The organism is Mixta sp., from assembly GCF_024610815.1.
GTDB lineage: Bacteria > Pseudomonadota > Gammaproteobacteria > Enterobacterales > Enterobacteriaceae > Mixta > Mixta calida.
This window is the reverse complement of record NZ_JANION010000224.1, coordinates 1-20,385: the sequence shown is the minus strand read 5'-3', so window position 1 is coordinate 20,385 and position 20,385 is coordinate 1. Positions and strand designations below refer to the sequence as shown.

Here is a 20,385-nt window from a genome sequence, read left to right as displayed (position 1 = left end):
GATGAAATTCAACGCGTTAGCGCATGCCCTCGCGCTGGCAGTCATTAACGATTATGCGCTGGTTGCGCTCTATCGTCGCGCTGTCGCCTTCGGTGCGAAGGCGCCAGGTGTCGTCGCTGTAGCTGGCGCCGGAGGCGGAAGCCTCCTGCCGCAGCGTCAGCGACTGGCCGTTCATCACCAGCTGCGCCTGCTGCTGCGTCAGAGTGACCGTCAGCGGCAGCGTGCCGCAGCGATAGTGCAGCACCTGCGCCTCATCCTGCTGCTTGCCGGCCAGCCCGCAGCCGGTCAACAGAAGCGCGATCGTTAACGTCAGGCTCTTTTTCATGTTTTTTCTCTCATTGCGATATTTACAGCGGCGGACGGTTGGCGGGATAGATCGCCCCCAGGATAGTTGCTTCGCGCGCGCCGGTGACCGAAGGCAGATTGCCGGGCAGCCCGGACAGCGTGCGCCAGGCGAGCCAGGCAAACGCCAGCCCTTCCATATCGTCGCCGTTAATGCCCACCTCGTCGGTCGTCAACACTTCCGTGCCGGCCAGCTGCGCCGCCAGCCGCGCCATCAGCAGCGGATTACGCGCGCCGCCACCGCACACCAGCAGTCGATCGCAGCCGCCGCTCAGCAGCACCTGCTCGCTGATGGTCACCGCCGTCAGCTCCAGCAGCGTCGCCTGCACATCCTGCGGCGCCAGGCCAGGAAAGCGGCGCAGCTGTTGTTCCACCCAACCGAAATTAAAATATTCCCTGCCGGTACTTTTCGGCGCCGGCAAAGCGAACCAGGCGTCGCTCAGCATCTGCTTCAGCAGCGGCAGGATGACGGTGCCGCTGGCGGCCCAGGCGCCGTCCTTGTCATAGGGCTGCCCGCGATGGCGCCAGATCCAGGCGTCCATCAGCATATTGCCGGGACCGGTGTCGTAACCGCCTGGCGCCCTGCCGGGGATCAGCAGCGAGAGATTGGCGATGCCGCCGATATTCAGCACCATGCGCCGCTCCTGCGGGTGCATCAGCAGCGCCTGATGAAAAGCGGGCACCAGCGGCGCCCCCTGTCCGCCCAGCGCCATATCGCGTCGACGAAAATCGCCCACGACCGTCACGCCGGTCGCGGCGGCTATCTGATTATTGTCGCCGATCTGCATGGTACAGGGCGCCTCGCCCCAGGGCTCATGCCAGACGGTCTGCCCGTGGCAGCCGATAGCGGTGATATCCTCTGCGCTCAGGTTTTGCTGCTTCATCAACGTCAGCACCGCCTCGGCGAACAGGCGCCCCAGGCGCGTGTCCAGCTGCCCCAGCTGCGACAACGTCAGGCTCTGTCCCTGATTGATTGCCAGCAGTTCCTGGCGCAGTGCCTGCGGCACCGGATGGCAGTAGCTGGCCTGCTGCGCCACCATGCGATCGTCAATCGCCGCCAACACCACATCCACGCCATCCAGGCTGGTGCCGGACATCACGCCAATATAGCGTCCCGATTTCATTGTCTTACCTTACTTCCTTAATGGAAGAGCATTCAGATTATTTTCAGCCTGGCAAAAAAGACCCGTTAATTCTATGATTAATTGTTAGTTTTCATAGACAGCTCGACGCTTTTACACTCAGGGAGTATTTTTTCCTGGCATTATTGAATTTTTGTTTATACATCGCGGTCTATGCTCAGCCATCGTTTGGTTCGCAGGAGAGCGAGACAGACGAAGGTTATGCCATATAATGAATTATCTATGGCTGCCTTTTCGATGCAGCCGACAGTCATGAAAGGAGTTTTATATGATTAAGCGTTTATGTGTCGTGGCGCTGGCTGGCATCACGCTGGCAGGCTGTACCAATACGGATACGCTTTCCGGCGACGTATACAGCGCCAACGAAGCCAAGCAGGTGCAGAGCGTAAGCTACGGTACGCTGGTTTCCGTACGTCCGGTAAAAATCCAGGGCGGAGATGAGAATAACGTGATCGGCGCTATCGGCGGTGCGGTACTGGGCGGCTTCCTGGGCAATACCGTCGGCGGCGGCACGGGCCGCAGTCTGGCGACGGCGGGCGGCGCGGTGCTTGGCGGCGTAGCGGGCCAGGGCGTTCAGGGCGCGATGAATAAAACGGACGGCGTAGAACTGGAGATCCGTAAGGACGACGGCAACACCATTCTCGTGGTGCAGAAGCAGGCAGCCAGCCGCTACTCCGTCGGTCAACGCGTAATGCTGGCGTCAAATGGCAGCCAGGTAACCGTTTCTCCCCGTTAATCTTAGCTGTCTGGCTTGAAAAACCGACGCCGCGCGTCGGTTTTTTTATGGCGGCTATTCGCTCTTTTTCTGCAGTTCGACAATATTTTTTTCCAGCCGCGCGATCAGCGTAATTAACTGATCCACTTCCCGTTTTGAGATGCCCGCCAGGATATCGTCGCGCGTCGCGTCAATGACATGTTCGACCTGCTGGATAATGGGTTCCGCCGCTTTGGTCAGCTTGATGCGTTTCGCCCGCCGGTCGTTAGCGCAGGTGCAGCGGACAATCAGCCCTTTCTCTTCGAGTTGGTCGAGCGTGCGCACCAGAGAAGGCTGTTCAATGCCGATAGCTTTAGCCAGCTGAATCTGTGACTGATGAGGAGGCAACTGATGGATGTTATGCAGAGTGACCCAGTGCGTCTGTGTAAGTTCCAGCGGTTTAAGTCGTTGATCGATTAGCGCACGCCAGATGCGCACTAAACGTGCCAAATCCGTTCCTAATGGCGTATCCAATTTCATCTCCTTATAATTAGCTTGCTAGCAATCAAGCATGATTTTAGCCTATTTTGCGAGTTTACAATGCAAAATACAAATTCAGCACGCCCTGCTAAAGGCCGTTATTCCTGATGATTGACGCCCTGCAATCGGGCGGCAGCGGCGGTTTCTTCTCCTTTCACTCCCCGCTTCTACGCACTTCTCTGATTTTCTTCCTTACGTCCAGAAACGGCATAAACCGCCTTCGCCACGACCATCATCTCCGACATGCGCATGACAACAATGGGCATCGTCTTAAAGCGCAACGCCGTGCCCCGCTCATCTCACTGCCCGCCAGTGGTGCAACAGCGCAAAGAAAAGAGTAGCGTCGAGATGGTTGAAATATGCTGATAATAAACAAAGAATTGGCCTCATGCGGCAAAATATTATGCGCTGCGGTCGTCTCACTGTTATTTGTGCGAGAACGATCGCAACGCGAAGCGCCATTGCCCTATTTAATCACACCACAGGCGTAACGATCGCCGCCGCCGCCCAACGGTTTGGGATGGTCGCTGTGATTATCGCCGCCCATATGCACCATCAGCGCCCGGCCAGAAATCTCACTGATTTTTTTCAAACGCGGCGCCAGAACGGGATAGTCGGCACGGCCATCCTGTGTGACGTAGAGCGCCGGCAGATCGCCTAAGTGTCCTTCAGCCCAGGGGCCAAAATGCTTACCGCTGTTTTGCGGATCGAAGTGCCCGCCCGCCGCGCCGCCCGGTACGGTTTTTCCGTCGGTGACAGCAGGTTCGCAGCTGCCGTTCGCATGGACATGGAAGCCATGAATGCCCGCTGGCAGATGGGAGAGCGCTGGCGTAAAGGACAGCCCATACGCGGTTTCATCGATTTTGACCGTTCCCACCGATTCGCCGATGCCTTCTTTGGTCAGGTTATGTAACGTGACCTCCTGGCTCGCCGCCTGCGCATAGCCAGCTATCAGCAGCGTCAGCGCCGCTAAACCATAGTGTTTCATCCAGCCTCCTGAAGTATGTCGGGGTTCTCCCTAAGCCTGGACGGATTTTCACATTTGATCGAACGGCGGCGGTTTTTTTGCGTTTCTTTACGGCACGTCGTAGCCCAGCGCCGCTTTGCGAATGCGAAACCACTGCTGACGATTCAGCTGAAGCGACAACACATCCAGCGCGGCGCGCACGCGTTCGATTTTACCGGAGCCGATAATCGGCAGCGGCGCCGACGGTAAACGCATTACCCAGGCATAGACCACCTGCTCTATCGAGGCGGCGCCCGTCTCTTCGGCGATCGCGCGCAGTTCCGCGCGCAGCGGCGAGAAACGTTCCGCGCAGAACAGCTGGCCGCCGCCCAGGCAGGACCAGGCCATCGGTTTGATGCGCAGCTGTTGACACTGATCGAGCGTGCCGTCCAGCAGCGTATCCTGACGCAGCGGCGAAATCTCCACCTGGTTAGTGGCGAGCGTAAACGGCAGCCTTGACTGTAACAGCGCAAACTGCGCCGGCGTAAAGTTAGAGACGCCGAAATGTCGCACCTTGCCGCTCTGATGCAGCGCGGTAAAGGCTTCCGCCACCTCATCCGCATCCATCAGCGGATCGGGGCGGTGGATCAGCAGCAGATCGAGATAGTCGGTACCGAAGTGCCGCAGGGAATTTTCCGCGCTGCGGATGATATGCGCGCCATCGGTAATATAGTGACCAAGCGCGTTTTCCGGTTTGGCGGTGGTGGCGATGCCGCACTTGGTGACCAGCTCCATACGCGCGCGCAGCGCAGGGGCCAGCCGCAACGCGGCGCCGAAGGCGGCTTCACATTGGTAGTCGCCATAAATATCCGCATGATCGACGGTGGTGACGCCCAGATCAAGATGCTGTTCAATAAAGCCCACCAGCTGCTGCGGCGCCATCTGCCATTCCATTAGCCGCCAGTAGCCCATCACCATACGGGAGAATTCCGGGCCCTGGGGCGCAATACGTACGCGTTCAATCATTTTATTTACCTTTGCAGCTCAGTGTCAGGAACGGCAGTATACGCCGACGCCAGGGAAAAAAAGCGGGAAATATCAAAAGAGTGACGGCTGTTGCGGTTCTTCCGGCTGCGGCGCTTTCTCGCTGCGGCGCTGGCGCAGGTAGCGCTGGCGACAGAGCCTCAGCACTTCACGCTTGTGCGCGTCGCTATAGCTCATCCAGTTGAAGCGTTCTTCGCGGGTGCGTAAACAGCCACGGCAGTAACCGCGCTCGTCTGACTGACAGATGCCCCGGCACGGGCTTGGCACCGGGAAAAATTCAAGTTGCTCAGCCACATCGCCTCCTGTTTAAACCGCATCTTTTATTGAAGACAGCATCCGCCCTGTACGCAAGTTTAACGTCTAAAAATCGTTCAGCGCGCACAAACGGCGTTTAATCGCAGCTTAACCAAACGGTTAGCGATTCCTTTATTGGCGTCGGGTTAAGGTTTCGCTAAGGTTTTTCAGCTAAGCTACAAAGAAATCCTTTAATTTTAATTAATTATGCAACGACTGAAAAAAATACGCTGTAGTGAATCCCTGTTTCTGACCGGCTGCGCGCTGTTTTTCACCTTTATTCTAAACGGCATGTTTATCGTACGCGCCGCCGAACGCACGCCGCTGAGCCATCTACATGATTATCTGTTTATCGCCACGATTCCGCTGGTGCTGTTTTGCGCCTTTATGCTGGTGTTTAATCTGCTGGTGTTGCCGTGGATAGGTAAGCCGCTGTTAATTATTTTGCTACTGTGCGGCGCGGGGGCGAACTATTTTATGTACAGTTTCGGCACCGTTATCGACACCAATATGGTGCAAAACGTTTTCGAAACGGACCTGCAAGAGGCGACCGCCCTGCTCAGCCCTCGCTATATACTGTGGATGCTGTTGATGGGCGTACTGCCTTCCCTCATCATTCTTATGGTAAGCGTCAGGCAGACGCGTCCCTGGTGGTTTGCGCTGGCGATGCGCGCGCTGTGGTGCATCGGCTCCCTGCTGATGATTCTGCTGATAGCGGCGCTGATGTATAAGGATTACGCCTCGCTGTTCCGTAATAACAAAGGCCTGGTGAAAATGGTGACGCCGCCCAACGTGGTCAGCGGAGTCATTCACTATGTCGATAACCGCTGGCTGCAGGGCAGTAAAGAGCTGGTGCGTATCGGGCAGGATGCGCAAAAGGGCCCGCTGATTAAGGCGGTGCAGAAAAAAACGCTGGTGGTGTTTGTGCTGGGCGAAACGGCGCGCGCGGAAAATTTCTCTCTCGGCGGCTATGCGCGCGAGACCAACCCGAAGCTGAAGCAGCAGCAGGTGATCTACTATCAGCACGCCACGTCCTGCGGGACCGAAACGGCGGTTTCCGTGCCCTGCATGTTCTCAGGCATGACGCGCGCCGATTATGACGCGAATCTGGCGCGCCATCAGGAAGGGTTAATGGATGTGCTGGCGCATGCCGGCGTCAATGTGATGTGGCGTGAAAACGACGGCGGCTGTAAAGGCGCCTGTAACCGTATTCCGCACACCGATATGACGCAGTGGAAGCTGAAAGAGTATTGTCAGAGCGACTACTGTCTGGATGACGTGCTGCTGCACCGTCTGTCGAACTACATCGACAGCGTGAAGGATGATTCGGTGATTGTGCTGCATCAGATGGGTAGCCATGGCCCCGCTTACTATCGGCGCTATCCGCCGGCGATGCGTCAGTTTACGCCGACCTGCGACAGCAACCAGATTCAGGATTGCGATCATCAGGCGCTGGTCAACACCTATGATAATACGCTGCTCTATACCGATTCGATGGTGAGCGACACGATTGATCTGCTGAAACGCTATAGCGATCGCTTTAACGTAGCGCTGATCTATCTCTCCGATCACGGCGAATCGCTGGGCGAGCGCGGCATGTATCTGCACGGCGCGCCCTGGCTTTTTGCGCCGAGCCAGCAGACGCATATACCGTTCCTGATGTGGCTTTCACCCGATTACGCTCACACCTTCGGCGTTGACGAGAGCTGTATGCGCCAGCGCGCGCAGCAGGATGAGGTGTCGCAGGATAACGTGTTCCATACTCTGCTGGGCATGATGAATATCCAGACCTCGGTCTATAAGCCAGGCCTTGACCTGTTGAAACGCTGCCAGGCGCATTAGGGTTGCATTAGACCAACTGGTCTATTACCCTGAGGGACATGAATAAAACGACACGACATGATACCCGCGAACAGCTGCTCGCCACCGGCGAGCAGCTTTGTTTACAGCGCGGCTTTATCGGCATGGGCCTGAGCGAGCTGTTAAGTCAGGCGGGCGTGCCGAAAGGATCGTTTTATCACTATTTTCGTTCGAAGGAAGCCTTTGGCGTGGCGATGCTGGAGCGTTACTTCAGCAGCGTAAGCCACGCGATGCAGAGCTGGTTCGATGATCGGCCGTCGGCGCCGCGCCAGAAGCTGCTGGACTATTACCAGCAGGCGGAGCAGCGCTTTCGCGCGACGGGCCATATCGAAAACTGTCTGGCCGTAAAAATCTCTGCGGAAGTCTGCGATCTCTCAGAGGAGATGAGACTAACGCTGGCGCACGGCGCCGCCGCGCAGATAGCGATTCTAACGAGCACGCTGCGCCAGGCCGCTGCGCAGGGCGAGCTTCAGCCAGGCTGGACGCCGGAGGTAATGGCTCAAACGCTCTACTCGCTCTGGCTGGGCGCCAGCTTGCAAAGCAAAATCCGTCGCGACGGCAGCGCGTTAACCCAGGCGCTACAGGCAATTTTGCAGCTGCTGGCGGCGCGTTAAATAAAAACGCCCATTTCAAGTCGACTGGTCTACTCAACCTGGCGGCAGTGCCGTTGCAAATCGGCGGCTATACTAAGCTTTTTTGACCGTCATCGGATGATGACACCCTTTTGGAGAATATTATGCGCTTACTTCACACTATGCTGCGCGTTGGCGATATGCAGCGCTCCCTCGATTTTTATACGCGTGTTCTCGGCATGCGTCTGCTGCGTGAAAGCGAAAACCAGGAGTACAAATACAGCCTGGCGTTTGTAGGTTATACCGACGAAAGCGAAGGCGCGGTCATCGAACTGACCTACAACTGGGGCGTGGATAAGTACGACCTCGGCAACGCTTACGGCCATATCGCGCTGGGCGTGGACGATGTTGCGGCGACCTGCGAAAAAATTCGCCAGGCGGGCGGCAACGTGACGCGTGAAGCGGGCCCTGTAAAAGGCGGCACCACCGTTATCGCTTTCGTGGAAGACCCGGACGGCTACAAAATCGAGCTGATTGAAAACAAGCAGGCCGGACAAGGCCTCGGCCACTAAGTTTCAGGGCGCCTGCGGGCGCCCTTCTTTTTTGCGCTGCTGCAAGCGGCGACGAAATTTGCCATAATGCGCGCTGCATTTTTTCGCCAATGAGATCCTGATGTCTGAACCGAAACAACTGAACGCCTTATCCGACCGCTTTCGCGGCTTTTATCCGGTGGTGATTGATGTGGAAACCGCCGGGTTCAATGCGAAGACCGATGCGCTGCTGGAAATCGCCGCCGTCACGTTGAAAATGGATGAAGAAGGCTGGCTGCAGCTTGACCAGACCCTGCATTTTCACGTCGAGCCTTTCGAAGGCGCGATTCTGCAACCGGAGGCGCTGGCGTTCAACGGCATCGATCCCCATAATCCCCTGCGCGGCGCCGTCAGCGAATATGACGCGCTGCATGAAATTTTTAAGCAGGTGCGCAAAGGGCTGAAGGATCGCGGCTGCAATCGCGCCATTATGGTGGCGCATAATGCCAACTTCGATCACAGCTTTATGATGGCCGCCGCCGAACGCGCTGGTCTGAAGCGTAACCCGTTTCACCCCTTCGCCACTTTCGACACCGCGGCGCTTAGCGGCCTGGTCGTCGGCCAGACGGTGCTGGCGAAAGCCTGTAAAGCGGCCGGCATCGCCTTTGACGCCAGTCAGGCGCACTCTGCGCTTTACGATACCGAGCGCACCGCAGAACTTTTTTGCGAGCTGGTGAACCGCTGGAAACGTTTAGGCGGCTGGCCGCCGCTGCCGGTAGAAGATGAGGAGCCGGTCGAAGAAGCGCTGAAGCTGGAGGAGTAGCCGCCGCACGCCAGTAAAAAAGGGCGCCGATGCGCCCTTTTATTTTTTAGCAGCTGGCTAAAACTTATTCCGCCGCTTTATATTTTTCCGCCGTCTCTTTGATCAGCGTTTGCAGCTCGCCGCGCTGGAACATTTCGACAACGATATCGCAGCCGCCGACCAGTTCGCCATCCACCCACAACTGCGGGAAGGTCGGCCAGTTGGCATATTTAGGCAGTTCAGCGCGGATATCCGGGTTTTGCAGGATATCCACATAGGCGAAGCGCTCGCCGCAGGCAGAGAGAGCCTGAACCGTCTGAGCAGAAAAACCACAGCTTGGCAGCTTCGGCGAGCCTTTCATGTACAGCAGGATCGGGTTTTCTGCGATCTGGCGCTGAATTTTTTCAACAGTACTCATAATTGCCTTCCTTAAATAGCTTGCTTCGTGTCTATTGATTGTAGCGACTGTAGCGGGTCACTGAAAACGACATTTTCTGTAGGGATAAATGATTTAGCGCATTATGCCAAATGCTGCTGATAAAATAACGTCCGCTTCTTCATCATTACGCCCGGCGATTAATAAATAGTAATAATTCTGTCGAGATAAGCGCCTGTTTCGGTTTATTTTTACATCTTTATGCAATTAAAGGCCATTCAATTGCAAAAGGCTTTATCTTTTCGGAAAAAGTTAGATTAGAATCGGCCTTCAGGGGTCTGCCTTATGGCAGAAATAGGATCAACTTCGCGCCGTTATCGCGCTATTACTGTAACCACACTATGCGTTTATTGATTACGCTTTTTATGCTGGCTTTTGCTCAGCTGTTCTTTAACGTTGCGCAGGCCTCTCCGCAGGCGCCGGTTAAGGCCAGTCAGCATAAGATTGATAAGAAAAGCGCCCGTGAAGATGAACGGCGCAAGCGTCGCCCCTTAAAAACCACCAGTAAAAAAACGCGTACGGCGACGGCGGAAAAAAGCAAAGTCAAAAAGAAAGGCAAAACGGCAACCGTCGCGGTATCCCCAGCGTTAACCACGAAAAAAGGCCGCTCACCGGTTAAAACGGCAAAAGAGAACAGCGCAAAGAAAAAAAGTATGGCCAGGACGGCGAAGGCGCGCTATGGCCATCAGCGCGGCGATAAAAAGCAGACCAAGGCCCGTGGCCCGCTCGAAATGAGTAAGGCGCACCGCGAGCGTTATCAGAAAGCGCGTGAAACGGCGATGAACAAGCTGATGGGTCAGCTGGGCAAACCTTACCTGTGGGGCGGCACCTCGCCTCACACCGGCTTCGACTGCAGCGGTCTGGTCTGGTACGCCTATAAGGATGTGGTGAAATTTAAAATTCCCCGCACCGCCAATGAGATGTATCACTTGCGTGACGCCGCGCCGGTCAACCGTCAGTCGCTGGAAAAAGGCGATCTGGTCTTTTTCCGCATTAATAACCGCGGCGCCGCCGATCACGTTGGCGTTTATCTTGGCAACGGTCGTTTTATTCAGTCGCCGCGCACCGGTAAAGATATTCAAATCAGCCAGCTCAGCGATGATTACTGGGAGCGCCATTATGTCGGCGCGCGTCGCGTAATGACGCCAAAAACCATCCGCTAAGCGCGTTGCGCAACAAAAAAGCCTGTCTTGCGACAGGCTTTTTTTATACGCATCATCCGATCAATGCATGACAGCGGTTAAGCTGAAAGCGATGATCATCAGCAATGCTGCGACAGTGGTGCTTAACGACAGCTTTAAATCGGTGCTCACCCGGCCTCTCCTTTAACCACACAAACAATAACGGTATAGATTTTCCCATACTCACCGGTAAAAATCTCGTTTTCTTTGCGTCAGCTTGATAGAATCCCCGCCTTGCGTTGCGCAACACCGGCAAACCGTCGCTGTTGGCCCTTTTTTAAAGACGTCCCGCCTGCCAGACGTATCTCAGCCAGCACAATGACAATGGATAAGCACGCTGAAGCAGGCCGCGAGGACGCAAACGTTTAACATTAGCCTTATCAAACCCTTATGATAAGCGCAGGAGTATCTTTTTAATGGCAACAATCAAAGATGTCGCGAAGCGTGCCGGCGTGTCTACGACGACGGTGTCACACGTCATCAATAAAACCCGCTTTGTCGCGGAAGAGACGCGCGAGGCGGTGTGGGCGGCCATCAAAGAACTACACTATTCGCCCAGCGCGGTCGCGCGCAGCCTGAAGGTGAACCACACCAAGTCGATCGGCCTGCTGGCGACCTCCAGCGAAGCGCCCTATTTTGCGGAAATCATCGAAGCGGTGGAAACGCGCTGCTTCGCCCGCGGCTATACCCTGATTCTGGGCAACGCCCATAACGATCTGCAAAAGCAGCAGGCATATCTGTCGATGATGGCGCAAAAGCGCGTCGACGGTCTGCTGGTAATGTGTTCTGAATATCCTGAAGCGCTGCTGAAGATGCTTGAGGAGAACCGCAATATCCCGATGGTGGTGATGGACTGGGGCGAGTCGCGCGGCGACTTTACCGATACCGTGCTGGATAACGCTTTTGAAGGCGGCTACATCGCAGGCCGCTATCTGATTGAACGCGGCCATCGCGATATCGGCGTGATTCCCGGACAGATGGAGCGCAACACCGGCGGCGGCCGTCTTGCCGGCTTTATGAAGGCGCTGAACGAGGCGAATATACCGGTGCGCGAAGAGTGGATCGTGCAGGGCGATTTCGAGCCGGAGTCGGGCTACCGCGCCATGCAGCAGATCCTGGCGCAGAAGCAACGCCCTACCGCCGTCTTCTGCGGCGGCGACATTATGGCGATGGGCGCTATTTGTGCGGCGGATGAGATGGGCCTGCGCGTGCCGCAGGATATTTCGGTGATCGGTTATGATAACGTGCGCAACGCGCGCTATTTTACGCCAGCGCTGACAACCGTTCATCAGCCGAAAGAGCAACTAGGCGAAACCGCCTTCGATATGCTGCTGGATCGCATTATCAACAAGCGCGAAGAATCGCAAACGATTGAGGTGCATCCGACGCTTATTGAACGCCGCTCGGTGGCTGACGGCCCGTTCCGCGACTATCGTCGTTAATGCTTTACGTCATCGCGGCTTATCCCTGCCGCGACCTTTGCCTTGCCGCTCAGGATAATGCGCTATCCTGAGTGCTCTCTTCCTCACGCAGCCACTCCCGATTCAGCGTCTCCGTATCGCCCAGATAATCCAGCAGCCAGCTCAGCGCCGGCGAACCGCTCTGTTCCGACCAGCTGACGCAGCAGTGGCTGTCGGGAAAAGGCACCGGCAGCGGCAACTCCGTCAGTTCCTGCGTCGCCAGCAGCGGCGCGGCGAAATGGCCGGGTACCATGCCAACGCAGAGACCGGCGCGCAGGCAGTCGAAAGCGCTCTCCCAGTCAGGCACCACCAGCCGTCGCTGATTGTCCAGTGTCCAGGTGGTGCGGCGCGGCAGCGCGCGCGAGGTATCCTCCAGCACCAGTGAAGGCCAGGGACGGATATCATCATCCTGCAGGCCGCCGGTCGCTGCGGCCAGCGGATGGCTGGCGCTGACCACGCAGCGCCAGTTGAGCGCGCCCATATCACGGAAGGCGAAGCGGCCGCCGACGGGGATCGCCTGCGTCGCGCCGATTGCCACATCGACACGCCCGTCCGCCAGCGCGTCCCAGACGCCGTTAAACACCTCCGGGGTGATTAACAGTTCCATATCGGGAAAATGGCGATAAAAATCGAGCACCAGCTGACGCGTGCGCTGCGGTTTTACAATGCGATCGACGGCGATGCTCAGCTGGCCGCGCCAGCCGTTCGCCACCTGCTGACACTGCCGGCGCGTGGCGAGCATTTTTTTGATAACAGCGCGGCCTTCACGAATAAAAAGCTCGCCCGCCTCGGTTAATACCACATCGCGATGACGACGTTCAAACAGCGGCACCGCCAGCCAGGACTCCAGCTGGCGCACGGTATAGCTGATGGCGGAAGGCACGCGATGCAGCTCCGCGGCGGCAGCGGAAAAGCTGCCGGTGCGGGCGACGGCGTCGACCACTTCAAGGGCATGTTCTGACCACATTTTCTGCCTGCAAAAATTTTGAAATCAACCGGCAAATTTTAGCGTTTCACATTCAGAAAAACATCCTTTACCCTCGCGCCGTCTGTTCACCTGCTAATTAATGAGAAAGAGATGTCTGGTTCAAAAGGATTTATGCTTTATCTGGCGCTGCTCAGTACGCTGGGTTTTCTCGCCACTGATATGTATCTGCCGGCGTTCACCGCCATGCAGGAAAGCTTCCACACCTCCGCAGGCGTCATCAGCGCCAGCCTGACGGTATTTCTTGGCGGCTTCGCCTGCGCGCAGCTGATATGGGGCCCCCTTTCCGACCGCTTCGGCCGTAAGCCGGTCCTGCTGTTCGGCCTGGCGCTGTTTGCCCTCGGCTGTGCGGGCATGCTGTGGGCGAATGAGACCTGGCAGATGTTGACCTTGCGCTTTATCCAGGCGGTGGGCGTCTGTTCCGCCACGGTAAGCTGGCAGGCGCTGGTGGTCGATCGCTATCGCGGCGCGCAGGCTAACCGCGTGTTCGCCACCATTATGCCGCTGGTCGCGCTTTCTCCGGCGCTGGCGCCGTTGCTGGGCGCCTGGGTGCTGAGCCACTTTTCATGGCGGGCTATTTTCCTGACGCTGCTGCTGGTGACCCTGCCACTACTGTTCGCTACAGCCAGGCTGAAAAAAGCGCCGGCGGCGGCCGCGCACGATTCGCGTCCGCGCGCCGGCTTTTTCACCATGCTGACCTCGCGCGTCTACGGCGGCAACGTACTGATCTATGCCGCCTGCTCCGCCAGCTTTTTCGCCTGGCTGACCGGCTCACCCTTTATCCTGCACGATCTCGGTTTAAGTCCGGCGGATATTGGCCTGAGCTATATGCCGCAAACCGTCGCTTTTCTGGCGGGCGGATTCGGCTGTCGCACCGCGTTGCAGCGTCGCAGCGGCAGGACGCTGTTGCCTGCGCTGCTGATCTTCTATGCAATCAGCGTCGTGTCGCTGTTTATGGTGGCGATGAGCGGAAAAGCGACGCTGTGGGGCCTGCTGGCGCCGTTCTGCGGCATGGCGCTGGCCAACGGCGCCATTTACCCTATTGTGGTGGCGAACGCGCTGCTGCCGTTCCCGCAGGATACCGGCAAGGCCGCCGCGCTGCAGAACTGCCTGCAACTGGGCCTCTGCTTTTTCGCCAGCCTGGCCGTTTCCGGCTGGCTCAGCCATCCGTTGCTGACCACCAGCGCAGTGATGCTGTTTACCGTACTGCTTGCCGTGCTGGGCTATTTTCTGCAGCTGACGCGCGAGGCGCAGACGGAATCAGAAAACGCGGCCTGAACGCATACACCTGTGCGCCACCGCGCGCAGTGATTGGTTAGCACACTAACTGTTAGCCGTTGTATATTCCCTGCCGTGAGCATATACTCCTTGCAAGGCAGTTACTTATAATAACCAGTGCGTTTTTCCGGTCGGGTCGGTCCGCTTTATTACGGGCCCGTCTGACCGGCCTGTTCATTCAGTTTCAATCCTCTGTTAAACGTCGGATATCTGGCACACGGTTTTCCGTGAGATTTCTCACAACCCTGTAGAAATTGACTATTCTGTTTCTCAGGTTCGTATCACACAGGTGATGGAGAAGCTATGAGTTCATCGTGCATAGAAGAAGTGAACCTGGAGGAAAACCATTGGTATCGTATCGCCCATGAGATGTTGGAAGTGGCTGATATCGAAGTCAATGGCAATCGCCCCTGGGATATTCAGGTGAAAAACCCTGACTTTTTTAAACGCGTCTTACAGGAGGGATCCCTCGGTCTGGGCGAGAGTTACATGGATGGCTGGTGGGAATGCGACCGGCTTGATATGTTTTTTCATCGCGTGCTGAAGCACAAACTGGATCAACAGCTCCCTCATCATTTCAAAGATACTTTACGCATCGCCGCCGCGCGTCTGACTAATCTGCAGTCAAAAAAACGCGCCTGGATGGTAGGCAAAGAGCATTACGATTTAGGCAACGATCTTTTTTCGCTTATGCTTGATCCCTTCATGCAATATTCCTGCGCCTATTGGAAAGAAGCAGGCACGCTGGAAGACGCGCAACAGGCTAAGCTAAAAATGATTTGCGAAAAGCTGCAGCTGAAGCCGGGTATGCGTCTGCTTGATATCGGCTGCGGTTGGGGCGGCCTTGCGGAGTTCGCCGCACGTCATTACGGCGTAACGGTGGATGGCGTCACCATCTCCGCGGAACAGCAAAAAATGGCGCAGCAGCGCTGCGAAGGGCTGGACGTCAATATTTTGTTGCAGGATTACCGCGACCTGAACGATCAGTATGACCGTATCGTTTCGGTAGGCATGTTCGAGCACGTCGGCCCTAAAAACTACGCCACCTATTTCGACGTGGTCGACCGCAACCTCAAGCCTGACGGCCTGTTCCTGCTGCATACCATCGGCGCGATAAAAACCGATATGAACGTCGATCCCTGGATCGATAAATATATTTTCCCCAACGGCTGCCTGCCGTCGGTGCGCCATATCGCCGTAGCCAGCGAACCTCACTTTATTATGGAAGACTGGCACAATTTCGGCGCCGATTACGATACGACGCTGATGGCGTGGTATGAGCGTTTTCTACAGGCCTGGCCGCAGCTGGAAGCGAAATATGGCGAGCGCTTTAAGCGTATGTTCACCTATTATCTGAACGCCTGTGCCGGGGCCTTCCGCGCGCGCGATATTCAGCTCTGGCAGGTGGTCTTTAGCCGTGGCGTGGAAGGCGGCCTGCGCGTGCCGCACTAATTGCCAGCCTCTGCGCAATGCATAAAAAAACAGGCAATCCGATTGCCTGTTTTTTTTTTCGTCTGGCGTTACGCGTCCGCGTCGGTGGCGTCGTCAGCCCTACTCGCAGCCTGGGCCGCTTCGCGCTGCGCCAGTACGCGTTCAACGGTATCGACAATCGCCTGGGTATGCGGATCGATCTCAATATTGACGCGATGTCCCAGCTTTTTCGCGCCGAGCGTAGTGCGCGCCAGCGTTTCGGGAATTAAATGTACGCAGAATTTGGTTTTCGTCACGTCGCCGACGGTCAGGCTGATGCCGTCAATGCCGATAAAACCTTTATGCAGGATATATTTCAACAGCGAGCTGTCCTGCGGCTTAAACCAGATTTCACGGTTATTTTCCGCGTTTATTATCTTACAGATCTCCGCGGTGGTCATAATATGGCCGGACATTAAATGTCCGCCGATTTCATCGCTGAATTTCGCCGCGCGTTCAATATTCACCACGTCGCCCGGCTGCAAATCGCCAAGATTAGTAATGCGCAGCGTCTCTTTTACCAGATCGAAACTGACGCGGTCGCCGTTAATTTCCGTTACGGTCAGGCAGCAGCCGTTATGCGCCACCGATGCGCCCAGCTCCAGGCCCGGCAATAACGCTGGCGGCATTTTAACGATATGGGTGCGAAAGTTGGTTTTCTCTTCAATGGCGACCACTTCTGCGGTGCCCTGCACAATTCCGGTAAACATAAGTTAGCCTCAGTCTGTTTTTGCTGATATTAACATACTCTCCGTTGCAGACCAGGCAAGCTAACAGATGAAGAGCCCGCGGTGGGGAGCTATAAAATGCGGTTTCTTTGCGGCCGCGTTGCCGCTATGATCTTTCGCCAGCAACAAGCGTCTCTTCTACTCTTTATTATCCTGCCCGTCAGGGCGAACGCTTATTCATTCTTATAACCATAAAAAGGTGTTTACGTGCAGAAGTATCTGACAGAAGCGCGGCAGCTCTTAGCGCTGGCTATTCCCGTTATCCTGGCGCAGGTTGCGCAAACGGCGATGGGCTTTGTTGATACCATTATGGCCGGCGCGGTGAGCGCCACGGATATGGCCGCCGTCGCAGTGGGCACCTCGGTGTGGCTGCCCGCAATTTTATTCGGCCACGGTTTGATACTGGCGCTGACGCCGGTGGTGGCGCAGCTCAACGGCTCCGGGCGGCGCGATCGCATCGCCCGGCAGGTGCGTCAGGCTTACTGGCTTGCCGCGCTGGTGGCGGTGCTGATTATGGCGGTGCTGTGGAACGCCGGCTATATGATCCGCGCCATGCACAATATCGATCCGGCGCTGACCGATAAAGCGGTCGGCTATCTGCGCGCGCTGTTATGGGGCGCGCCAGGCTATCTCTTTTTTCAGGTGGCGCGCAATCAGTGCGAAGGCCTGTCAAAAACCAAACCCGGCATGGTGATGGGCTTTATCGGTCTGCTGGTTAATATTCCGGTTAACTACATCTTTATCTATGGTCATTTCGGCATGCCGGCGCTGGGCGGTGTCGGCTGCGGCGTGGCGACAGCGTCGGTCTACTGGGTGATATTTATCGTGATGCGCCTGTGGATCAAACGGGCGCGCTCGATGCGCGACATCACCCTGCCGGGCTACTTCAGCGCGCCTGACTGGGCGGTGCTTAAGCGCCTGACGCTGCTCGGCCTGCCGGTAGCGCTGGCGCTCTTTTTCGAAGTGACGCTGTTCGCCGTCGTCGCTCTGCTGGTGTCGCCGCTGGGCATCGTCGACGTCGCCGGTCACCAGATCGCGCTGAACTTCAGTTCGCTGATGTTCGTACTGCCGCTGTCGCTCGGCGTGGCGACCACCATTCGGGTCGGCTTTCGCCTCGGCCAGGGCTCGGTGGAGGCGGCGAAGGTCGCCGCCTGGACCGGTCAGGGCGTTGGGATTATGATGGCGGCCTGCACTGCGCTGTTTACCGTCACCTTCCGCGAGCAGATCGCCCTGCTCTACAACGATAACCCGCAGGTGGTCGCGCTGGCGGCGCAGCTGATGCTGCTGGCGGCGGTTTATCAATTTTCCGATTCGATTCAGGTGATCGGCAGCGGCATTCTGCGCGGCTATAAAGATACCCGCTCGATTTTCTTCATCACCCTGGTCGCCTACTGGGTGATTGGCCTGCCGAGCGGCTATCTGTTGGCGTTAACCGACTGGCTGGTGCCGGCAATGGGGCCAGCCGGTTTCTGGTGCGGTTTTATTCTGGGGCTGACCTCCGCCGCCGTAATGATGATCTGGCGTATACGTCGATTGCAAAGATTGCCGGCTGAGCGGATTCTGCAACACGCCTCGCGCTGAAGTTAAAGGCCTGCCGCGCTTAAAAAAACGGCGGGTCGCACAGATGCTGGGCAGTTGCGCAGAAATTTGCATGTTTCCACTTGCCAGCGGTGAACAGTGTCGCTAATATTCGTCCCCGCCGTCACCCAAGACGGCAGATGCGTTCTTAGCTCAGTTGGTTAGAGCACCACCTTGACATGGTGGGGGTCGATGGTTCGAGTCCATTAGAACGCACCAAAGTGCGTCCGTAGCTCAGTTGGTTAGAGCACCACCTTGACATGGTGGGGGTCGGTGGTTCGAGTCCACTCGGACGCACCAAACAGTTTTTCGATGCGTTCTTAGCTCAGTTGGTTAGAGCACCACCTTGACATGGTGGGGGTCGATGGTTCGAGTCCATTAGAACGCACCACTCTCTTCTGTATCTCCTTACGTTTCGCTCCTTTAAATCCTTTTGTTTCTTGTGTCGTCGCTTACCACGCTTTTTTCTGCCAGGCGATGCCGAGGCCCGATTACTTGCCAGCCGACGTCGACACTCGCTTTTAAGACAAATACGCATCCGGCTCAGCCGCACCTTTTCCGCGTTTCGCCGCGCGTCAACGGCAAATGACGCCCCGCTGATAAAGTGCGCGCTGTCAGGGTCCCACCAACCTGCATCGTCTCTACGCGGTTGCGGCAACAGGCTTTTCCTTGATCTCGCCCCGCCTGTCTTTATGCTTTTTGATTGGTTTTCGTATACTTAGCGTCTATACTATGGCCGGTGTTTCACTTGAATGGTTTCAGCCAATTGACGTGCCCTTACCTACACTCACAACAGGTTGCGCAACTCGCCCCCGCGGGCCATGGAACATCACCGCACAACTTCCTCTGCACGCTTCATATCTGTCACCTATTCTTAGTTTGTATCGCAGTCCGCTCGCTGAGCATGAATATTTCCCCGGTGCGCCAGGCATCGACCTCAAACCTTTATCATCCATCACAACTTACAGATAACTTGTCATGAAAAAGACCAAGATCGTTTGTACTATCGGCCCTAAAACTGAATCCGAAGAGATGCTGACCAACCTGCTGGAAGCGGGCATGAACGTTATGCGTCTTAACTTTTCCCACGGCGATTACGAAGAACACGGTCGTCGTATCGCCAATATCCGCGCGGTTATGGAGAAAACCGGTCGTCAGGCGGCGATTCTGCTGGATACCAAAGGCCCTGAAATCCGCACCATGAAACTGGAAGGCGGCAATGACGTGTCGCTGAAAGCGGGTCAGACTTTTACCTTCACCACCGATCAGTCAGTGATCGGCAACAGCGAGCGCGTAGCGGTAACCTACGCAGGCTTCGCCGCCGACCTGAAAATCGGCAATACCGTACTGGTTGATGATGGCCTGATCGGTATGGAAGTGACCGAAGTCACCGAAAACAGCGTTGTCTGTAAGGTGCTGAACAACGGCGACCTGGGCGAAAACAAAGGCGTTAACCTGCCGGGCGTTTCCATCCAGCTGCCGGCGCTGGCGGAAAAAGACAAACGCGACCTGATTTTCGGTTGCGAGCAAGGCGTCGACTTCGTTGCCGCTTCCTTTATCCGTAAACGCTCTGACGTGCTGGAAATCCGTGAGCACCTGAAAAAGCACGGCGGCGAACACATTCAGATCATCTCTAAAATCGAGAACCAGGAAGGCCTCAACAACTTTGATGAGATCCTGGACGCCTCTGACGGCATCATGGTCGCCCGCGGCGACCTTGGCGTGGAAATCCCGGTAGAAGAAGTGATTTTCGCGCAGAAGATGATGATCAAGAAATGTAATAAAGCGCGTAAGGTGGTGATTACCGCCACTCAGATGCTGGATTCTATGATCAAAAACCCCCGCCCTACCCGCGCTGAAGCCGGCGACGTGGCGAACGCCATTCTGGACGGCACCGATGCGGTCATGCTCTCTGGCGAAAGCGCCAAAGGGAAATATCCGCTGGAGTCGGTCACCATTATGGCGACCATCTGCGAACGTACCGATCGCGTAATGAAATCCCGCATCGATTCGCTGAACGACAGCCGCAAGCTGCGGATCACCGAAGCGGTATGCCGCGGCGCGGTAGAGACCGCTGAGAAACTGGAAGCGCCGCTGATCGTCGTCGCCACCGAAGGCGGCAAATCGGCGAAGTCCGTACGTAAATATTTCCCGGACGCCACCATTCTGGCTCTGACTACCAATCAAATCACCGCGCGTCAGCTGCTGCTGAGCAAAGGCATTGAAGCGCGCGTCGTGAATGAAATCGCCTCTACCGACGATTTCTACCGTATTGGTAAAGAAATCGCGCTGGAAAGCGGCTATGCGCAAAAAGGCGACGTCGTAGTAATGGTTTCCGGCGCGCTGGTGCCAAGTGGTACGACAAATACCGCATCTGTTCATGTACTGTAAATAATTACAGCCATGATGAAAAAGCGCCTACGGGCGCTTTTTTTTATTTTGCGGTAAACGCAATCGCTAAAAATTCCAATTGAAAATAACGATAAAATCTGCCTTTCACCGA

The 20,385-nt window shown here is 56.3% G+C and carries 21 protein-coding genes and 3 tRNA genes; 14 read left to right on the top strand and 10 right to left on the bottom strand.

From position 1 onward, the window contains the following. Positions 1-16: 16 nt before the first annotated feature. Together MYY08_RS17295 and anmK are read right to left on the bottom strand one after the other, a co-directional pair. Positions 17-325: an MliC family protein gene (locus MYY08_RS17295; protein WP_038626280.1), complete on the bottom strand. Its 309-nt coding sequence runs from the start codon at positions 323-325 to the stop codon at positions 17-19. Between the two features lie 22 nt (positions 326-347). After that, a complete protein-coding gene (anmK, locus tag MYY08_RS17290; protein ID WP_038626282.1) occupies positions 348-1,466 on the bottom strand; it encodes an anhydro-N-acetylmuramic acid kinase in 1,119 nt (372 codons plus the stop codon). Between the two features lie 286 nt (positions 1,467-1,752). On the opposite strand from anmK, the gene slyB reads away from it, so the two are divergent. Beyond that, complete coding sequence (gene slyB, locus MYY08_RS17285) at positions 1,753-2,220, top strand: outer membrane lipoprotein SlyB (RefSeq protein WP_038626284.1); 468 nt, start codon at positions 1,753-1,755, stop codon at positions 2,218-2,220. A gap of 54 nt (positions 2,221-2,274) precedes the next feature. Here the strand turns inward: slyB and slyA are convergent, their stop codons facing one another. The 4 genes from slyA to MYY08_RS17265 all read right to left on the bottom strand — a co-directional run bounded on the left by slyA (position 2,275) and on the right by MYY08_RS17265 (position 5,002). Next, positions 2,275-2,718 (bottom strand): transcriptional regulator SlyA, encoded by a 444-nt coding sequence (gene slyA / locus MYY08_RS17280; RefSeq protein ID WP_162287233.1) that lies wholly within the window; start codon positions 2,716-2,718, stop codon positions 2,275-2,277. Positions 2,719-3,184: 466 nt separating this feature from the next. Continuing rightward, entirely contained in the window at positions 3,185-3,706 is a 522-nt protein-coding gene (gene sodC / locus MYY08_RS17275) for a superoxide dismutase [Cu-Zn] SodC (RefSeq protein WP_288015108.1), read from the bottom strand. An 87-nt stretch (positions 3,707-3,793) separates the two neighbouring features. Beyond that, on the bottom strand, positions 3,794-4,690 hold the full coding sequence (locus MYY08_RS17270) for an aldo/keto reductase (protein ID WP_288015106.1): 897 nt from the start codon (positions 4,688-4,690) through the stop codon (positions 3,794-3,796). A 72-nt stretch (positions 4,691-4,762) separates the two neighbouring features. Continuing rightward, positions 4,763-5,002, bottom strand: a complete 240-nt coding sequence (locus MYY08_RS17265) for a DUF1289 domain-containing protein (RefSeq protein ID WP_038626289.1) — start codon at positions 5,000-5,002, stop codon at positions 4,763-4,765. Between the two features lie 207 nt (positions 5,003-5,209). Here MYY08_RS17265 and eptA point away from each other — a divergent pair, with 207 nt between their 5' ends. From eptA to rnt, 4 genes are all read left to right on the top strand, one after another. Beyond that, the gene (eptA, locus tag MYY08_RS17260) at positions 5,210-6,844 is read left to right on the top strand and encodes a phosphoethanolamine transferase EptA (RefSeq protein ID WP_288015104.1); all 1,635 of its coding nucleotides are present in this window, start codon (positions 5,210-5,212) and stop codon (positions 6,842-6,844) included. Between the two features lie 38 nt (positions 6,845-6,882). Next, positions 6,883-7,476: a TetR/AcrR family transcriptional regulator gene (locus MYY08_RS17255; protein ID WP_288015102.1), complete on the top strand. Its 594-nt coding sequence runs from the start codon at positions 6,883-6,885 to the stop codon at positions 7,474-7,476. Between the two features lie 122 nt (positions 7,477-7,598). Beyond that, a complete protein-coding gene (gene gloA / locus MYY08_RS17250; protein WP_038626292.1) occupies positions 7,599-8,006 on the top strand; it encodes a lactoylglutathione lyase in 408 nt (135 codons plus the stop codon). A gap of 100 nt (positions 8,007-8,106) precedes the next feature. Next, a complete protein-coding gene (rnt, locus tag MYY08_RS17245) occupies positions 8,107-8,787 on the top strand; it encodes a ribonuclease T (protein WP_288015099.1) in 681 nt (226 codons plus the stop codon). A 64-nt stretch (positions 8,788-8,851) separates the two neighbouring features. Here the strand turns inward: rnt and MYY08_RS17240 are convergent, their stop codons facing one another. Then, positions 8,852-9,187, bottom strand: coding sequence for a Grx4 family monothiol glutaredoxin (locus MYY08_RS17240; RefSeq protein ID WP_174705330.1), 336 nt, complete (start codon positions 9,185-9,187; stop codon positions 8,852-8,854). 356 nt (positions 9,188-9,543) lie between these two features. Between MYY08_RS17240 and MYY08_RS17235 the strand changes: the two genes are divergently transcribed. After that, on the top strand, positions 9,544-10,365 hold the full coding sequence (locus MYY08_RS17235) for a C40 family peptidase (protein ID WP_038626298.1): 822 nt from the start codon (positions 9,544-9,546) through the stop codon (positions 10,363-10,365). 60 nt (positions 10,366-10,425) lie between these two features. Here MYY08_RS17235 and cydH read toward each other — a convergent pair whose 3' ends face one another. Continuing rightward, the gene (gene cydH / locus MYY08_RS19215; protein WP_103790931.1) at positions 10,426-10,515 is read right to left on the bottom strand and encodes a cytochrome bd-I oxidase subunit CydH; all 90 of its coding nucleotides are present in this window, start codon (positions 10,513-10,515) and stop codon (positions 10,426-10,428) included. 284 nt (positions 10,516-10,799) lie between these two features. Between cydH and purR the strand changes: the two genes are divergently transcribed. Next, complete coding sequence (gene purR / locus MYY08_RS17230) at positions 10,800-11,825, top strand: HTH-type transcriptional repressor PurR (protein WP_038626300.1); 1,026 nt, start codon at positions 10,800-10,802, stop codon at positions 11,823-11,825. A 49-nt stretch (positions 11,826-11,874) separates the two neighbouring features. On the opposite strand, the gene punR is transcribed toward purR, so the two are convergent. Continuing rightward, complete coding sequence (gene punR / locus MYY08_RS17225; RefSeq protein WP_190296813.1) at positions 11,875-12,810, bottom strand: DNA-binding transcriptional activator PunR; 936 nt, start codon at positions 12,808-12,810, stop codon at positions 11,875-11,877. Positions 12,811-12,921: 111 nt separating this feature from the next. On the opposite strand from punR, the gene punC reads away from it, so the two are divergent. Beyond that, positions 12,922-14,106 (top strand): purine nucleoside transporter PunC, encoded by a 1,185-nt coding sequence (punC, locus tag MYY08_RS17220; RefSeq protein ID WP_038626303.1) that lies wholly within the window; start codon positions 12,922-12,924, stop codon positions 14,104-14,106. Positions 14,107-14,409: 303 nt separating this feature from the next. Continuing rightward, on the top strand, positions 14,410-15,558 hold the full coding sequence (cfa, locus tag MYY08_RS17215) for a cyclopropane fatty acyl phospholipid synthase (RefSeq protein WP_038626305.1): 1,149 nt from the start codon (positions 14,410-14,412) through the stop codon (positions 15,556-15,558). Between the two features lie 68 nt (positions 15,559-15,626). Here the strand turns inward: cfa and MYY08_RS17210 are convergent, their stop codons facing one another. Next, positions 15,627-16,286: a riboflavin synthase gene (locus tag MYY08_RS17210; protein WP_038626307.1), complete on the bottom strand. Its 660-nt coding sequence runs from the start codon at positions 16,284-16,286 to the stop codon at positions 15,627-15,629. Between the two features lie 225 nt (positions 16,287-16,511). Here MYY08_RS17210 and mdtK point away from each other — a divergent pair, with 225 nt between their 5' ends. The 5 genes from mdtK to pykF all read left to right on the top strand — a co-directional run bounded on the left by mdtK (position 16,512) and on the right by pykF (position 20,273). Continuing rightward, on the top strand, positions 16,512-17,885 hold the full coding sequence (mdtK, locus tag MYY08_RS17205; RefSeq protein ID WP_288015094.1) for an MdtK family multidrug efflux MATE transporter: 1,374 nt from the start codon (positions 16,512-16,514) through the stop codon (positions 17,883-17,885). A 139-nt stretch (positions 17,886-18,024) separates the two neighbouring features. After that, positions 18,025-18,101 (top strand) — tRNA-Val (locus tag MYY08_RS17200). Positions 18,102-18,105: 4 nt separating this feature from the next. Beyond that, positions 18,106-18,182, top strand: a tRNA-Val gene (locus MYY08_RS17195). Positions 18,183-18,196: 14 nt separating this feature from the next. Next, positions 18,197-18,273: transfer RNA gene (locus MYY08_RS17190), tRNA-Val, on the top strand. Between the two features lie 587 nt (positions 18,274-18,860). After that, on the top strand, positions 18,861-20,273 hold the full coding sequence (pykF, locus tag MYY08_RS17185; RefSeq protein ID WP_038626311.1) for a pyruvate kinase PykF: 1,413 nt from the start codon (positions 18,861-18,863) through the stop codon (positions 20,271-20,273). Positions 20,274-20,385 lie beyond the last annotated feature (112 nt).